Source organism: Streptomyces sp. CC224B, from assembly GCF_030010595.1.
GTDB classification, from domain to species: domain Bacteria; phylum Actinomycetota; class Actinomycetes; order Streptomycetales; family Streptomycetaceae; genus Streptomyces; species Streptomyces longispororuber.
Map to the genome: position 1 here is coordinate 63891 of NZ_JASCXL010000035.1, position 14626 is coordinate 78516.

At 75.2% G+C, this 14626-nt stretch carries 10 protein-coding genes and 2 pseudogenes; 6 read left to right on the forward strand and 6 right to left on the reverse strand.

Going from position 1 to position 14626, the window contains the following annotated elements:
- Window positions 1-36: 36 nt before the first annotated feature.
- Window positions 37-2262 (reverse strand): germacradienol/geosmin synthase, encoded by a 2226-nt coding sequence (locus tag QK440_RS16590; protein ID WP_282793870.1) that lies wholly within the window; start codon window positions 2260-2262, stop codon window positions 37-39.
- A gap of 225 nt (window positions 2263-2487) precedes the next feature.
- Here QK440_RS16590 and QK440_RS16595 point away from each other — a divergent pair, with 225 nt between their 5' ends.
- Both QK440_RS16595 and QK440_RS16600 read left to right on the forward strand, forming a co-directional pair.
- Window positions 2488-3837 (forward strand): MFS transporter, encoded by a 1350-nt coding sequence (locus QK440_RS16595; RefSeq protein WP_349239298.1) that lies wholly within the window; start codon window positions 2488-2490, stop codon window positions 3835-3837.
- Between the two features lie 56 nt (window positions 3838-3893).
- Window positions 3894-5234: a 6-phospho-beta-glucosidase gene (locus QK440_RS16600; protein ID WP_282793871.1), complete on the forward strand. Its 1341-nt coding sequence runs from the start codon at window positions 3894-3896 to the stop codon at window positions 5232-5234.
- Window positions 5235-5367: 133 nt separating this feature from the next.
- Here the strand turns inward: QK440_RS16600 and QK440_RS16605 are convergent, their stop codons facing one another.
- Genes QK440_RS16605 through QK440_RS16615 form a run of 3 tightly spaced genes read right to left on the reverse strand, consistent with a single transcriptional unit; the run spans window position 5368 to window position 7578 of the window.
- On the reverse strand, window positions 5368-5865 hold the full coding sequence (locus tag QK440_RS16605) for an FBP domain-containing protein (protein ID WP_282793872.1): 498 nt from the start codon (window positions 5863-5865) through the stop codon (window positions 5368-5370).
- 13 nt (window positions 5866-5878) lie between these two features.
- Window positions 5879-6661, reverse strand: a complete 783-nt coding sequence (locus tag QK440_RS16610; protein WP_282793873.1) for a GNAT family N-acetyltransferase — start codon at window positions 6659-6661, stop codon at window positions 5879-5881.
- Window positions 6658-7578 carry an NADP-dependent oxidoreductase gene (locus tag QK440_RS16615; RefSeq protein ID WP_282793874.1) on the reverse strand — a complete coding sequence of 307 codons (921 nt, stop codon included), beginning with the start codon at window positions 7576-7578 and terminating at the stop codon, window positions 6658-6660. Before QK440_RS16615 ends, QK440_RS16610 begins: the two co-directional genes overlap by 4 nt.
- 131 nt (window positions 7579-7709) lie before the next feature.
- On the opposite strand from QK440_RS16615, the pseudogene valS reads away from it, so the two are divergent.
- The 3 genes and pseudogenes from valS (at window position 7710) to QK440_RS16630 (ending at window position 11060) form a co-directional block, all read left to right on the forward strand.
- A pseudogene (gene valS / locus QK440_RS16620) lies at window positions 7710-9934 on the forward strand (valine--tRNA ligase).
- Window positions 9935-9953: 19 nt separating this feature from the next.
- Window positions 9954-10121, forward strand: coding sequence for a hypothetical protein (locus tag QK440_RS16625; protein ID WP_282793875.1), 168 nt, complete (start codon window positions 9954-9956; stop codon window positions 10119-10121).
- A 51-nt stretch (window positions 10122-10172) separates the two neighbouring features.
- Window positions 10173-11060 carry a phospholipid scramblase-related protein gene (locus QK440_RS16630; protein WP_282793876.1) on the forward strand — a complete coding sequence of 296 codons (888 nt, stop codon included), beginning with the start codon at window positions 10173-10175 and terminating at the stop codon, window positions 11058-11060.
- Window positions 11061-11241: 181 nt separating this feature from the next.
- Here QK440_RS16630 and QK440_RS16635 read toward each other — a convergent pair whose 3' ends face one another.
- Together QK440_RS16635 and QK440_RS16640 are read right to left on the reverse strand one after the other, a co-directional pair.
- Window positions 11242-12177 carry a DMT family transporter gene (locus QK440_RS16635; RefSeq protein ID WP_282793877.1) on the reverse strand — a complete coding sequence of 312 codons (936 nt, stop codon included), beginning with the start codon at window positions 12175-12177 and terminating at the stop codon, window positions 11242-11244.
- On the reverse strand, window positions 12174-13214 hold the full coding sequence (locus QK440_RS16640) for a phosphatase PAP2 family protein (protein ID WP_282793878.1): 1041 nt from the start codon (window positions 13212-13214) through the stop codon (window positions 12174-12176). Before QK440_RS16640 ends, QK440_RS16635 begins: the two co-directional genes overlap by 4 nt.
- Window positions 13215-13383: 169 nt before the next feature.
- Between QK440_RS16640 and QK440_RS16645 the strand changes: the two are divergent.
- Window positions 13384-14001 (forward strand): annotated as a pseudogene (locus QK440_RS16645) (TetR/AcrR family transcriptional regulator); the annotation flags it as partial.
- Between the last annotated feature and the right edge of the window lie 625 nt (window positions 14002-14626).

A 14626-nucleotide genomic window follows, 5' to 3' on the forward strand; every position in this document is an offset into this window, starting at 1 on the left:
CCGCGGCACCTGTGACACCCGCGGCGCCTCCCGCGCTCAGGCCGGGGGCGCGCCGGGCGTGGCGGCGAGCTCGCGCAGCCAGGCGGGGCGCACCACCTCCGTGCCCGGGCCCGAGGGCACCCCCGCCGGCCCGTGGGAGAGGTACTCCGCGCGGTAGCGGCGGCAGTCGCGGTGCCAGACGTGGATGCCCGCCAGCCAGTTCCGCAGCTCGCGCACATGCGCGTCGAGAGCCTCGCGCGCCTGCGCGTCGAGGCCGAAGTCGGCGCAGAGCACCGGCAGTTCGTGCTCCGCCACGTGCTGGAACTGGCGCAGGCGCGACCGCATCAGGTCGTCCACGACGTGCAGCGCCGTGGGGTAGTCGCAGCCGAAGAAGTCCTGCACGACGAGCAGGGCGTTGTGCACCTCGCCCTCGTACTCGATCTCCTTCTGGTACGAGAACACGTCGTTCATCAGGCAGGCGTAGTCCGACGCGGCGTTCTCCAGGGCGCGCAGCGTCCCGCTGTCCCGCACCTCGGGGGGCAGCCGCCTGCCGTGGGTGAGGCGGCTGAGGCTCATCGTCAGGTCCGAGCCGAAGGTGAGGCGGCGCATCTCCAGGTAGTCGACCGGCTCGGGGACGCGGTGCTGCGCCTGGTTGGACAGCTCCCACAGCCAACTGTCCAGCATCGCCGCCACGGACCGGCGCAGCGCGGCCCTGTCCTCCTCGTCCATGGTGGCCGTGGTGCGCGCCCACAGGTCCCCCAGGCCCCGCTCCAGGGCGTTGACCGGGGGCGGCGGCGGGCCCCCGCCGAGCGGCATGAACAGCCCCAGACGGTCCGTGCACACCTTCGCGCCGAGCAGGTCGCGGGGCCTGCCGAACACCACGGGGTAGTAGTCGTCGCCGTACGTGCCCCACGTCAGCCAGCACGCGCCCAGGTCGAGCTCCTCGGGCGTCGCGTCCGGGTGCAGGCCCGCGGCGCACAGCGCCAGGTCGTACCGCTCCAGCTTGTGCGCGTCCCACACGTGCGAGGCGGGTACGCCCGGCTGCGGCTCCAGCATGCCCGTGCGGCGGGCCCAGTCCAGGACCTCGCGCCGGGAGCGGTCCAGGTGCGGGCTGAGCGTCGCGGTGAACGGCAGGTCGAAGTCGGGGATCCGGGACGGCCCCACGCGCTGGAACGGCACGTGCGCCCGGCGGCGCGCCCGCGCGCCGGTCGCGGAGATCAGCGCCCGCACGCCCGCCGCGGAGGTGCCGACCCCGGTGGGCCCCGGCAGCGACGCCCCGACGGCGCCCTCGTTCATGTACCGGCTGGAGCGCAGGTGCCACTCGTGGCCGCCCGACTGCCAGTCCTGCAGGCCCTTGGCGTACGCGAGGACGTCCGCGCACCGGGAGGGCGCCAGCGCCTTCTCGGCGAACAGCGGCGCGAGCTCCGTGGCGAACGTGTCCTCGAACTGCTGCATGCGCGAGGTCAGCAGCTCGTTGACGGTGTCCGCCGCCTCCTGCGTCGAACAGCCGAGGAACGTCTCCAGGACGAGGACGCCGTTGCTCAGCTCACCCTCGTCCTCGACCTCGCGCTGGTACGAGAACAGGTCGTTGCGCAGGTGCACGGCGTCGGCGAACGTGTCCCTCAGGACCCGCAGCGGGCGCGTGTCCGCGACGGCGGCCGGCACCTCGGCCCCCGCCGCGAGCTCCACGAGCCCCGCCGACCACGGCGCGCCGCCCACCTTGCGGCGCATCTCGATGTACTCGACCGGGTTCGCCACGCGCCCGGCGTGGATGTTGGACAGCTCCCACAGCGACTCGTTCAGGAGGTTGCGGGTGCTCTCCGCGAAGCGGGCGCGCCAGGCGGCGGACATCCGGGGCACCGTGCGCCGCCACAGGTCGGCGAGGCCCGCCTCCACCGGGTTCGCGGGCGCGGGCACGGGCGCCGCCGGGTCCGGCGGCATGAACGCGGGCAGCCGGTCGAGGTAGGCCTTGCCGCCCTCGCGGTCCTGGGTGCGCTTGAACAGCTCCAGGAAGTGGTCGTCGAAGAAGAAGACCCACACGTACCAGTCCGTGACCAGCGACAGGGTGGGGCCGTCGCAGTCCGGGTGGGTGTACGCGCACAGCAACGCGTAGTCGTGCGCGTCCAGGTCCGCCTGCTCCCACACGCCCGACCCCTCCAGCATGCCCATCCCGCGGGCCCACTTCCGCGCGTGCGTACGGGCCTGCTCCACATGGGGGTTGAGGCGCGCCGGATGCACCATGTAGAAGTCCGGCAGGTCGAAGGGGCGCGTCGGCTGGGGCATCCGCGGTTCTCCTCACACGGGGGCGTATGGGCAGCCAGCCACTACCCCCTGGGTGCGGTCCGAAGCGGTGGCGGGCACCTGGTCACACCATCGCGTGATACGGAGAGCGGAAAGCCGCCGCACGGCTCGAATGCCCGTGCGGGGCGGGGTCCCTCCGGGGGCGGCAGGGGGGAGTTGATCACATCCCTTGTGCGGGGAGGCCGCCGCGGGTGAGGGTGAGCCACCGTGACCGAAACCAGCACCGACTCCGCCTCCGCCTCCGGCACCGCCGCCTCCGGCACTGCTGCCTCCGCCTCCTCCGACTCCGGCACTGCTGCCTCCGGCACCGCCGCCTCGCCGTCGGCCGCGGCGGCGCCCGCCCTCAGCCGGCGCATGGTCCTGCTGCTCGCCGTGGCGTGCGGGGTCGCCGTCGGCAACCTCTACTTCCCGCAGGCCGTCAGCCCGCTCGTCGCCTCCGGGCTCGGCGTGTCCGCCGACACGGCGGCGTTCGTGGTGACCGCCGCCCAGTTCGGCTACGCCGTGGGCATCTTCCTCCTGGTGCCGCTCGGTGACCGGGTCCCGCACCGGACGCTCATCACCACCCTGTTCGCGCTCACCGGCCTCGGCCTGCTCGGGGCGAGCGCCGCGCCCGGCCTGCCCGCGCTGCTCGGCGCGAGCGTCCTCATCGGCGTCACCACCGTCATCGCCCCCATCGTGGCGCCCATGGCGGCGGGCCTCGTCCCGCCCGAGCGGCGCGGCGCCGTCACCGGCACCCTCCTGAGCGGGTCGATCGGCGGCATGCTGCTGTCCCGCGCGTTCGGCGGCGCGCTCGGCGAATGGCTCGGCTGGCGGGCCCCGTACCTCGTCACGGCCGCCGTCGCCCTGGTCATCGCGCTGGTGCTGGCCCGCACCCTGCCGCGCACCGAGCCGCCCTCGCGCGGGCGCTACCCCGTGCTGCTCGCCGAGTCCGTACGGCTGCTGCGCGCGGAACCGCTGCTGCGCCTGTCCTGCTTCTACCAGGCGGCGGTCTTCGGCGGCTTCCAGGCGCTGTGGACGGGCGCCGCGCTGCTGCTGACCAGCGACACGTACGCCGCGGGTGCCTCGGCGGTCGGTGTGCTCGCCCTGGTCAACGCGGGCACGATGCTGGCCACGCCGACGGCGGGCCGCCAGATCGACCGGCGCGGCCCGGACGTCGTCAACGCCGTCTGCACGGTCGCCGTGCTCGTGGCGGCGGCCGTCCTCGCGCTCGCCGGCCTCGGCGGCGTGACGGGCCTGGTGGCGCTCGCGGCGGGGTCGCTGCTCCTGGACGTGGCCATGCAGACCGGCATGATCGCCAACCAGGTGCGGATCTTCGCCCTCAGCGACGAGGCCCGCAGCCGCCTCAACACGGCCTACATGACCTGTGCCTTCGTCGGCGGCGCCGCCGGGTCCTCCCTGGGGGCCCTGGCGTACACGGCGTTCGGCTGGTCCGGGGTGTGCGGCCTGATCGCGGCCCTCACGCTGGTGACGGTGCCCACGGCGGCGCGCCGCGCCCGCGGGGCCCGCGCGGACCGGCGGGGGAGGGGCGGCCGAGGCACCCCCCGGCCCGGGCGGTAGGCGTTCCGGGGTACGTTCCGTACGGACCCGTGGGGCGAGTGCAAGGTGGTGCAGTGGTGAGGCTGACGATTCTCGGCGGCGGCGGATTCCGCGTGCCGCTCGTGTACCGGGCGCTGCTCGACGACCACGAGGAGGGCCGCGTCACCGACGTCGTCCTGTACGACGTGGACGCCGCGCGCCTCGACGCGATCGCGAGGGTCCTCGCCGAGCAGGCCGCCGGGGTGCCGGACGCGCCGGCCGTACGGGTCACCACCGACCTCGACGAGGCGCTGCGCGGCACCGACTTCGTGTTCTCCGCCATCCGCGTCGGCGGCCTGGAGGGCCGCGCCGCCGACGAGCGGGTCGCGCTCGCCGAAGGCGTGCTCGGGCAGGAGACCGTGGGCGCGGGCGGCATCGCCTACGGCCTGCGGACCGTGCCCGTCGCCGTGGACATCGCGCGCCGGGTGGCGCGGCTCGCGCCCGACGCGTGGGTCATCAACTTCACCAACCCGGCCGGGCTCGTCACCGAGGCCATGTCCCGCCACCTCGGCGACCGCGTCATCGGCATCTGCGACTCCCCGGTGGGCCTCGGCCGCCGCGTCGCCCGGCTGCTCGGCGTGGACCCCGCCCGCGCCTGGATCGACTACGTCGGCCTGAACCACCTGGGGTGGCTGCGCTCCCTGCGCGTCGACGGCCGCGACGAACTGCCGCGCCTGCTCGCCGACCGGGAACTCCTCGGCTCCTTCGAGGAGGGCAAGCTCTTCGGCCCCGACTGGCTCCAGTCGCTGGGCGCCGTCCCCAACGAGTACCTGCACTACTACTACTTCAACCGCGAGGCGGTCGCCGCCTACCAGCGGGCCGAGCGGACGCGGGGCGCGTTCCTGCGCGACCAGCAGGCCCAGTTCTACGACGCCGTGCGCGACCCCGGCGTGCCCGCCTTCAAGGCCTGGGACGCCACCCGTGCCGAGCGCGAGGCCACGTACATGGCGGCGAGCCGGGCGGCCGCCGGGGCGGGGGAGCGGGCCCCGGAGGACCTGGAGTCCGGCGGCTACGAGCAGGTGGCCCTGGCCCTGATGCGGGCCATCTCCCACGACGAGCGCTCCACCCTGATCCTCAACGTCCGCAACCGTACGACGCTGGCCGCGCTGGACGCGGACGCGGTGGTGGAGGTCCCCTGCCTCGTGGACTCCGACGGGGCGCACCCGGTGTCCGTGAGCCCGCTGACCGGGCACGAGCTGGGGTTGGTGTGTGCGGTCAAGGCAGTGGAGCGCGAGGTGCTGGCCGCGGTGGAGACCCGCTCCCGCGCGGCCGCGGTCAGGGCCTTCGCCCTGCACCCCCTGGTCGACTCGGTCACCGTGGCCCACCGCCTCACCACGTCCTACCAGGAGGCCCACCCCACCCTGGCCTATCTGAAGTAACCACCCTGCGGCCCAGGTGTCAGGCCGCGTGTCGGTGGGTCGGGGCCGCGCCTGGGACTGGGGTGGTGCGGGTGGGCGGGAGGGGAAGGCGAGGCAGGGGCGCTGCCGTCCGGTCAGCTCAGGTCAGGTCAGGTCAGGCCTGGATCTGGTCCAGGAAGCCGTACAGGTTCCGCAGCGTCCGCTCGTTCCGCTCCGCGAGACTCAGGCTCTCCTCGAACCTCCGCACCAGCACAGACGTCTTCTTCCCCCGCACGTACAGCGAACAGGCCAGGTCCGCGCACATGTACGCGCCGACCGAGTTCCCCTGCCGCCCCGCCTCCCCCGCGCGAGGGGCGACGAACAGCGTGATCCCCGACCCCGACTGGGGCGTCACGCACACCGAGCAGATGCTGGACTTGAGCAGGCTGCGCTGCCCCCCGCTCGAGGCGCGGAGCGCGACCCCGACGGGCGCGCCGTCCCGTACCGCCACGACGTACCCCCGTTCCGGCGCCTTCGGGTCGCGCCAGCCGAGGAAGTCCAGGTCGTCCCAGGGGGTCTCGGCGAACCCCGGGGGCAGTGTGAGCCGCCGTGCCTCACCTTTGGAGCAGTTCACGAAGGACGCGCGGATGTCTTTCTCGCCGAGAGGTTCCATGATCCGGAAGTTATCAACCGACCCGGACGCCCGTCCTCCCCTTTTCCGCCGCCCCGCCCGCCGCACCGGCCACGACCCCGCCTAGGGCCCTGCCCACGACCCCGCCCACCGGTGGCCGCCCCGCCCGGAACGGGATCGCGCGCCGCACCCGGAAGCCGAGGGACTCGTACAGCCGGACCGCTCCGGTGTTGCGCGCCGCGGTGTGGAGGAACGGCGTCTCGCCCCGCTCGCGGACGCCGTACGCGACGGCCCGTACGAGCCGCGCCGCGAGCCCGCGCCCCCGGTACGCAGGATCCGTGCACACCGCGCTGATCTCGGTGAAGCCCGGCGGCCGCAGCCGCTCCCCGGCCATCGCGACGAGCACCCCCCGGTGGCGCAGGCCCAGATACGTGCCGAGCTCGACGGTCCGGGCCAGGAACGGGCCCGGCCGCGTGCGCGCGACCAGGTCCAGCATCTCCGGTACGTCGTCGGGCCCGAGCCGTACCGCCTCGGGGTCCGGCACGGCGGCGACCCCGCCGTCGACGAGCTGCACGCCCGGCAGGTCGGCGGTGAGCTCCCAGCCCTCCGGCACGGCCGCCCCGACGCCCGGCAGCGGCACCACCCCGTCGGCCCGGGCGAAGGCGGCCAGGTCCGCCCAGTCCGCCGCGTCCGGCCGGTCGGGCAGGCCCAGCCAGGGCGAGACGTCCACGGGGTAGCGCACCACGCGCCCGTACCGCTCGGCGAGCGCGGCGTGCGGGCCGGTCAGCGACGCGAACCCGGGGTTGTCCAGCGGGTGCGCGGCCCCCTCGGCCGTCACGGCGCGACCTCGATGACGACCTTGCCCCGCGCGTGCCCGGACTCGACGGCCCGCAACGCCTCACCCGCCCGCTCCAGCGGGTACACCGCCGTGATGTGCGGCCGCAGTACGTCCGCCACGGCGAGCGCGGCCACCGCGTCCAGGACCTCGGCGGTGCGGGCCCGGGCCACGGGTGCGCCGCCCAGCTCGGCGACGATCTGCTTGCCGCCCGCGGTGACCAGCCTCGTACGGTCCGCCACCAGCTCCGCGACGGCGCGCAGGTGGTCACCGCCGACCAGGTCGAGGACACCGTCCACGCCCTCGGGCGCCAGCGCGCGGACGCGCTCCGCGAGGCGCGGCCCGGACGCCACGTGCGTCACGCCGAGCGACTCGACGTACTCCCGCTTGCCCTCGCTCGCCGTGCCGAGGACGCGCAGCCCCTCGTGGCGCGCGAGCCGCGCCGCGTTGCCGCCGACCCCGCCGCCGACGCCCGTGACCAGGAGCGTGGCCCCGGCGGGCAGCGCGAGCTGGCGGATGCCGTCGTACGCGGTCGCCGCGGCCACCGGCAGCACGGCGGCCTCCGCGAACGACAGGCCCTCCGGCTTGTGCGCGGCGACCCCCGCCGGCAGCAGCGTGTGCGTGGCGTACCCGCCGGTGAGCGTGGACCCGAACACCGCGTCCCCGACGGCGAATCCGGTGACCCCGGGGCCCACCTCCAGGACCACGCCCGCCGCCTCGCTGCCGAACACCTCCGGCAGCACGGCGGGCGCCTGGCCGGGCCTGCGGTAGCCGCCGCGCAGCTTGTGGTCGACGGGGTTGACGCCCGCCGCCCGGACGGCGACGAGCAGCTCGCCCGGGCCGGGCCGCGGCGGCTCCCGGTCGACGAGGGCCTCCACCTCGGGCCCGCCGTGCCGGACGAAGACGTACGCCTTGGCCATGTGTTCCTCGCTCCCGTCGATCGACTTCCGACGGTGACAAGGAGGCCGGAGCGCCGGGCATTCCTGGGCGGCGGCACTGTTCACGCGGGTGCAACACGGGTTCCGTGCGGGCGGGTGCGACACGGGTTGCCGTGCGGGAGCACTCGTACACGCACACCGACGCCGTCGCCCGCTACCGGCGCATGCGCGGCAAGAACGTCTTCTACCCCATGGGCTGGGACGACAACGGCCTGCCCACGGAGCGCCGCGTCCAGAACCACTACGGCGTGCGCTGCGACCCCTCCCTGCCCTACGACCCCGACTTCACCCCGCCCGTCCGGCCCGGCAAGCGGCAACTGCCCATATCGCGGCGGAACTTCATCGAGCTGTGCGGGCGCCTCACCGCCGGGGACGAGCGGGCCTTCGAGGGCCTGTGGCGCACGCTCGGGCTGTCCGTGGACTGGTCGCGGACGTACCGGACCATCGACACCCGGGCCCGCGCCACCTCCCAGCGGGCCTTCCTCGACGACCTGGCGCGCGGCGACGCCTACCTCGCGGAGGCGCCCACCCTGTGGGACGTCACCTTCCGCACGGCCGTCGCCCAGGCCGAACTGGAGGACCGGGAGCGGCAGGGCACGTACCACACGCTCCGCTTCCACGGCCCCGGCGGCCGCACCGTCCTGATCGACACCACCCGGCCGGAACTGCTGCCCGCCTGCGTCGCCCTGGTCGCGCACCCGGACGACGAGCGGTACCGCGACCTCGTCGGCACCACCGTGCGCACACCGCTGTTCGGCGTCGAGGTGCCGGTCGCCGCCCACCACCTGGCGGACCCCGGGAAGGGCACGGGCATCGCGATGGTGTGTACCTTCGGCGACACCACGGACGTCACCTGGTGGCGCGAACTGCGGCTCGCCACCCGGCCCGTCATCGGCTGGGACGGCCGCTTCCGCGCCGAGCCGCCGAGCGGCCTCACCACGCCCGCGGCCCTGTCCGCGTACGCCGCACTGGCGGGCGCCACCGCGCACACCGCCCGCGAACGCGTCGTCGAGCTGCTGCGCGCCGACGGGGCGCTGCACGGTGAACCGCGCCCCGTCACGCACACCGTGAAGTACTTCGAGAAGGGCGACGCACCCCTGGAGATCGTCACCACCCGCCAGTGGTACGTCCGCAACGGCGGCCGGGACGAGCGGCTGCGCGCCGCGCTCCTCGCCCGCGGCGCCGAACTCCGCTGGCACCCGCCGCACATGCGGGCCCGCTACGACTCCTGGGTCGAGGGCCTCAACGGCGACTGGCTGATCAGCCGCCAGCGCTTCTTCGGCGTGCCCGTCCCGCTGTGGTACCCGCTCGACGGCGACGGCACCCCGGACCACACGCGCCCCATCGTCCCGGAGGCGGCGGCGCTGCCCGTCGACCCCCGCGCGCAGACGCCGCCCGGCTACGCGGAGCACCAGCGCGACCAGCCGTACGGCTTCACCGGCGACCCCGACGTCATGGACACCTGGGCCACCTCGTCCCTGACCCCGCAGATCGCCGGGCGGTGGCTGACGGATCCCGGGCTCTTCGCCGCGGTCTTCCCGATGGACCTGCGCCCGCAGGCCCACGAGATCATCCGCACCTGGCTGTTCGCCACGGTCGTGCGCGCCCACACCGGGCACGGCACCCTGCCGTGGCGGCACGCCGCGATCTCCGGGTGGATCCTCGACCCCGACCGCAAGAAGATGTCGAAGTCCAAGGGCAACGCCGTCACGCCCGTGGACCTCCTCGACCGGCACGGCGCGGACGCGGTCCGCTACTGGGCGGCGAGCGGCCGCCCCGGCGCGGACACCGCCTTCGACGTCGGCCAGATGCGGATCGGGCGGCGGCTCGCGACGAAGCTGCTGAACGTCGGGAAGTTCGTCATCGGCCTCGGCGACGCTCCAAGTGCCGGTGCCGGTGCCGGGGCCGCGGCGGCCGGGGTCACCGAGCCGCTGGACCGGGCCCTGCTCGCCGAGCTCGCCACGGCCGTCGAGGAGGCGACCGCCGCGTTCGAGGCCTTCGACCACGCCCGCGCCCTGGAGCGCGCCGAGCGGTTCTTCCGGCGCTTCTGCGACGACTACGTGGAGCTGGTCAAGGCCCGCGCCTACGGCGACCACGGCGGCGCGGCCGGGCGGGAGTCGGCGCGCGCCACGCTGCGGCCGCCCTCGACACGGTCCTCCGGCTGTTCGCGCCGGTCCTGCCCTTCGTGACCGAGGAGGTCCAGTCCTGGTACGCGGCGGACTCCGTGCACCGGGCGGCCTGGCCGTCGGCCACGGCGCTGCGGGCGCGCGCCGGCGACGCGGACCCGGCGGTCCTCGCCACGGCCGCCGAGGTCATCGCGCGGGTCCGCAAGGCCTAAGTCCCTCGCCCAGGTGTCCATGCGCGCCGAGGTCGCCACGCTGGAGCTGCGGGGACCGCGCGCGGCCCTCGGGCGCTTCGCCCTCGCCGAGCCGGACGTCCGGGCGGCGGGGCGGGTGGGCACGGTGTCGGCGCGGGAGACCGACGGGGAGCTGCGCGTGGAGGTGCTGCTCACGGCGTTCCACTGAGCGGAACGCGGGACTGGCGGAGCCCACAGGGGGTCGCGGTACTGTGCCCGGGTGACAACGCAATCGAACACACCTGCAGGCTGGTACCCCGACCCCAAGGGCGCTTCCCAGCTCCTCCGCTGGTGGGACGGTTCCCAGTGGACCGACCACACCACCGCGGACCAGCAGGGCACCTCCGCCCAGCAGGGCACTCCCGCCCCGCAGGGCACTCCCGCCCCGCAGGGCACCTCCGCCCCGCAGGGCGCCCCGGTCCAGCAGGTTCCGCCGCAGGCCGACCCGGCGAAGGTCCAGCGCCAGGTCCAGCAGCAGGCGGGCATCACGCCGCACGCGCAGGGCGGCGGCACCCTGTTCACCGAGCCCGTCCTCGTGGTGAACCAGAAGGCCAAGCTCATCGAGCTGACCAACGAGTACAAGGTCATGGACCAGGCGGGCAACCAGCTCGGCTCGGTCACCCAGGTCGACCAGAGCGCGCTCAAGAAGGTCGCCCGGTTCGTCTCCAGCCTTGACCAGTTCATGACGCACACGCTGGAGATCCGCGACGTCCACGGCCAGCCGCAGCTCCGGCTGACCCGCCCGCGCAAGTTCATGAAGTCGCGGGTCCTCGTGGCGCGCCCGGACGGCCAGCCGATCGGCGAGATCGTCCAGCAGAACGTCTTCGGGAAGATCAACTTCGCGATGATGGCCAACGGCCAGCAGGTCGGCGCGATCAAGGCGGAGAACTGGCGCGCCTGGAACTTCTCGATCGTCGACCACACCGACACCGAGGTCGCCCGGATCACCAAGACCTGGGAAGGTCTCGCCAAGACGATGTTCACGACGGCGGACAACTACGTCCTCCAGATCCACTTCCAGCTCCCGGAACCGCTCCTGAGCCTGGTCGTGGCCACGGCCCTGACAGTCGACACGGCCCTCAAGCAGGACTCCCGCGGCCTCGGCTAGCGGGCCCGCGCACGCGAGGAGGCGGCCGCACCTTCCGGTGGTGCGGCCGCCTCCGTGTCTCCGTAGGCATTCCTGCGCATCCGTACGCGTCTGCGGGCGTCTGCGGATATCTGTGGGTGTCCGTATGCGTTTGTGCGCTCCCGTATGCGTTTGTACGTGTCCGTACGCGGGTGCCAGTGCGCTAACCGCGCCGTGCGCACAGCGCCTCGGCGGGCTCCGGCTGGCCGGGGATCGAGGGCAGGTACTCCGCCACGGCCGGGGCGGCCGCCGCGGGCCCGGGCCCGCCTCCGGCCGCGCGGGGCGAGCGGGTCAGGAGCACCACCCCGTACGCGGCGAGGGCGGCGCCCGCCACCGCGAGGGAGATTCCGCCCGCGCCGCCCCGCAGCCGTTCGCCGAGCAGGGCCACGCCGATGACGGACGCAGCCACCGGGTTGGCCAGGGTGACGACGGCGAGGGGCGCGCCGAGGCCGCCGCGGTAGGCGGTCTGCGACAGCAGGAGGCCGCCGACGGCGAACGCCGCGACGAGCAGCGCCACGACCACGACCCGCCCGCTGAGCAGCGGCCCCGTGGTGTCCGTCGCCGCGACCGTCACGGTCTGCGTGAGCGCCGACGCCACGCCCGAGGCGAAGCCGGACGCGGTGGCGTGCCGCAGCCCCGGACGCGTACCGGGCCGGGAGAGCAGGCCGATCACGGCGGCCGTCACCGCGGCGACCGTGACCGCCTCCGGCAGGGTCAGCGTGTCCTCGGGCGCGGGCCCGGTCGCGGTGAGCAGCAACGCGCCCAGGCCGATCAGCGTGAGCCCCGTACCGCGCCATTCGAGCCGCGTGACGCGCCGCCCGGCGAGCCGTGCGCCCAGCGGCACGGCCGCGACCAGGGTGAGCGCGCCGAGTGGCTGCACCAGGGTGAGGGGCCCGTACTTGAGGGCCGCGACGTGCAGCAGCGCGGCGGCGGCGTTCAGCCCGACGGCCGACCACCACGCCCCGCTGCCCAGCAGTCGCAGCAGCCGGGGGCCGGTGTCCGCCAGGCGCGTGGCCAGGCGCTCCTGGGCGACGGCCGCGGCGGCGTACGCGGCGGCCGAGACCAGGGAGAGCACGACGGCCAGCAGCGGGGCGCTCACCGTGCGGCTCCGGCGCCGACTTCGCTCTTCGCTCCGGCGCCGAGTCCGATTTCCGCTCCAGCGCCAGCTTCAGTTCCGGCTCCGGCCCCGGCTCCAGCCCCGACTCCTGCCGGGACTCCGGCGCCGAGTCCGGACCCCGCTCCGGCCCCTGCTGCCACGCGTCCCGCCCCGGCCCCGGCCCCCGTTCCGACCACGTCCGGCGCGGCCGGGTGCCCGGGGACCGAGCGGTGCACCACCCGCGACGGGGCCGGGCGCGGCAGGCGCAGGACGGCCAGGGCGACGCCCAGCAGCGCGGTGGCCACGAGCGCGTCCAGCCAGTAGTGGTTGGCGGTGCCGACGATCACCAGGAGCGTGACCAGCGGATGCAGCAGCCACAGCCAGCGCAGCCGGGAACGGGTCGCGGCGATCAGGCCGATCGCCAGCATCAGTGCCCAGCCGAAGTGCAGCGACGGCATGGCCGCGAACTGGTTGGCCATCGAGTCGCTCGACGGCTTCGCGGCGTACACCGACGGCCCGTACACCCGCGCGGTGTCCACCAGGTGCGTCGCCGCCAGCAGACGCGGCGGGGCGAGCGGGAAGGCGAGGTGCAGCGCGAGGGCCGCGGCGGTGAGCACGGCGAGGACGCGCCGCGCCCACACGTAGTGCCGGGGGCGGCGCGCGTAGAGCCAGACCAGGAACAGCAGCGTCGCCGGGAAGTGCACGGTCGCGTAGTAGGTGTTCGCCACGTGCACCAGGCCGTCGCCGTGCAGCAGCGCGTCCTGCACGAGGCCCTCGCCCGGCAGCCGGACGGCTCGCTCGGCGTCCCACACGCGGTGCGCGTTGCGGAACGCCTCGGCGGTGTGGCCGTTGGCGAGCTGCCTGCCGAACTTGTAGACGAGGAACAGCCCGACCACGAGCAGCAGCTCGCGGACGAGCGGCGGCCGGGCGGAGGCGCCGTGGGCGGCCGGGTGCGGCGGTGCGCCGGCCCTGCCGGGCCGCCCGGACGCTGTCGCGGGTTCCGGCCCGGCGGGCACGGTGCGGGATTCGCGGGCTCTCATGCCCCGCCCCTTTACATGACGACTGGGTGGTGCGGTGAGCGGCGCTGCCGCCACTCACATCGATACGGTGATGTACCGATACGCCAGTGTACCGAAACGCTGGCGTACCGGTACACTGGCGTATCGATAAGGTGGTCGGCGCACCGCCGCACCGAGGGGATGAAGAGTCATGACGTCGCGGGAACCGGTACGGGAGTGCGCGCACGGCCGGGCGGCCGGCGCGCGCCGCTCCAAGATCACTCCCGAACGCGAGCAGGAGTTCTACGACGCCGTCCTCGACCAGCTCCGCGAGTGCGGCTACGAGGCCGTGACCATGGAGGGCGTCGCCGCCGCCACCCGGTGCAGCAAGTCCACGCTCTACCGGCAGTGGAAGACGAAGCCCCAGTTCGTGGCGGCCGCGCTGCGCGCCAACCGCTGTGTGCGCTTCGCGGGCATCGACACCGGTTCGGTCGCCGGTGACCTGCGCGCGGCGGCCCGCGCGGCCGCCGCGTGGAGCGAGCGGGACACGATGCTCGTCCAGGCGCTCAGCCACGCCGTGCAGCAGGACGAGGACCTGCGGCGGGCGCTGCGCGAGGCGCTGGTGGAACCGGAGGTCCAGGCGGTCGACGCGATCCTGCGGCGCGGCGTGGAGCGCGGCGAGCTGCCCGCCGACCACCCGGCCAGGGAGTTCGTCGCGGCGCAGCTCTTCGGCGTGCTGCGGGTCCGCCCCATGCTGGAGGGCAGGAACGCGGACGCGGAATACCTGACGCGGTTCGTGGACGCGGTGCTGCTGCCGGTCCTCGGCGTGGCGGACGACGGTGCGGGGGCCGCGGTGTCGGCAGGGTCCGTGGCGCCGACGGAATCCGTGGCGCCGACGGAATCCGTGGCGTCGGCGGGGTCAGCGGGGTCAGCGACGTGTGGGCTTTCTGTCGGGGCCGCGGATGCCTCGGGGTGCGTGGAGTCCGCGGAGGCCGGGCCCGGGGCCGTGGCGTACGGCGGTCCCGACCGTGCGGGCGGGGATTCTGAGGCCGGGGCCGGGCGGGCCGTGGCCCGTGGGAGGGTCGTGGCCCAAGGGAGCCTGGCCGACTGAGACGTGGGCCCCGGTCCGTGGGATGACCGGACCGGGGCCCGCCCGCGCCGCACCGTGGGGACGGGGGCGGCGCTCCCACCGGGGGGGGGGGGGGGGGGGGGGGGGGGGGCGGCCCCCCCGCGGGGGGGGGGGGGGGGGCCCCGGCGGCCGGGGGGGGGGGGGGGGGGGGGGGGGGGGGGGGGGGGTTGTCCGGGGGTGGGGTTGTGCCCCAGTGGCCCCGGCCCCTATTTCCCGTGGGCCCCGGGCCGGTGTCACCCCGGCCCGGGGCCCCGCCCGCGCCGCACCGTGGGGACGGGGGCGGCGCTCCCACCGTCGGGTGGGCCGAGTGCGCTCGGCCCACCCG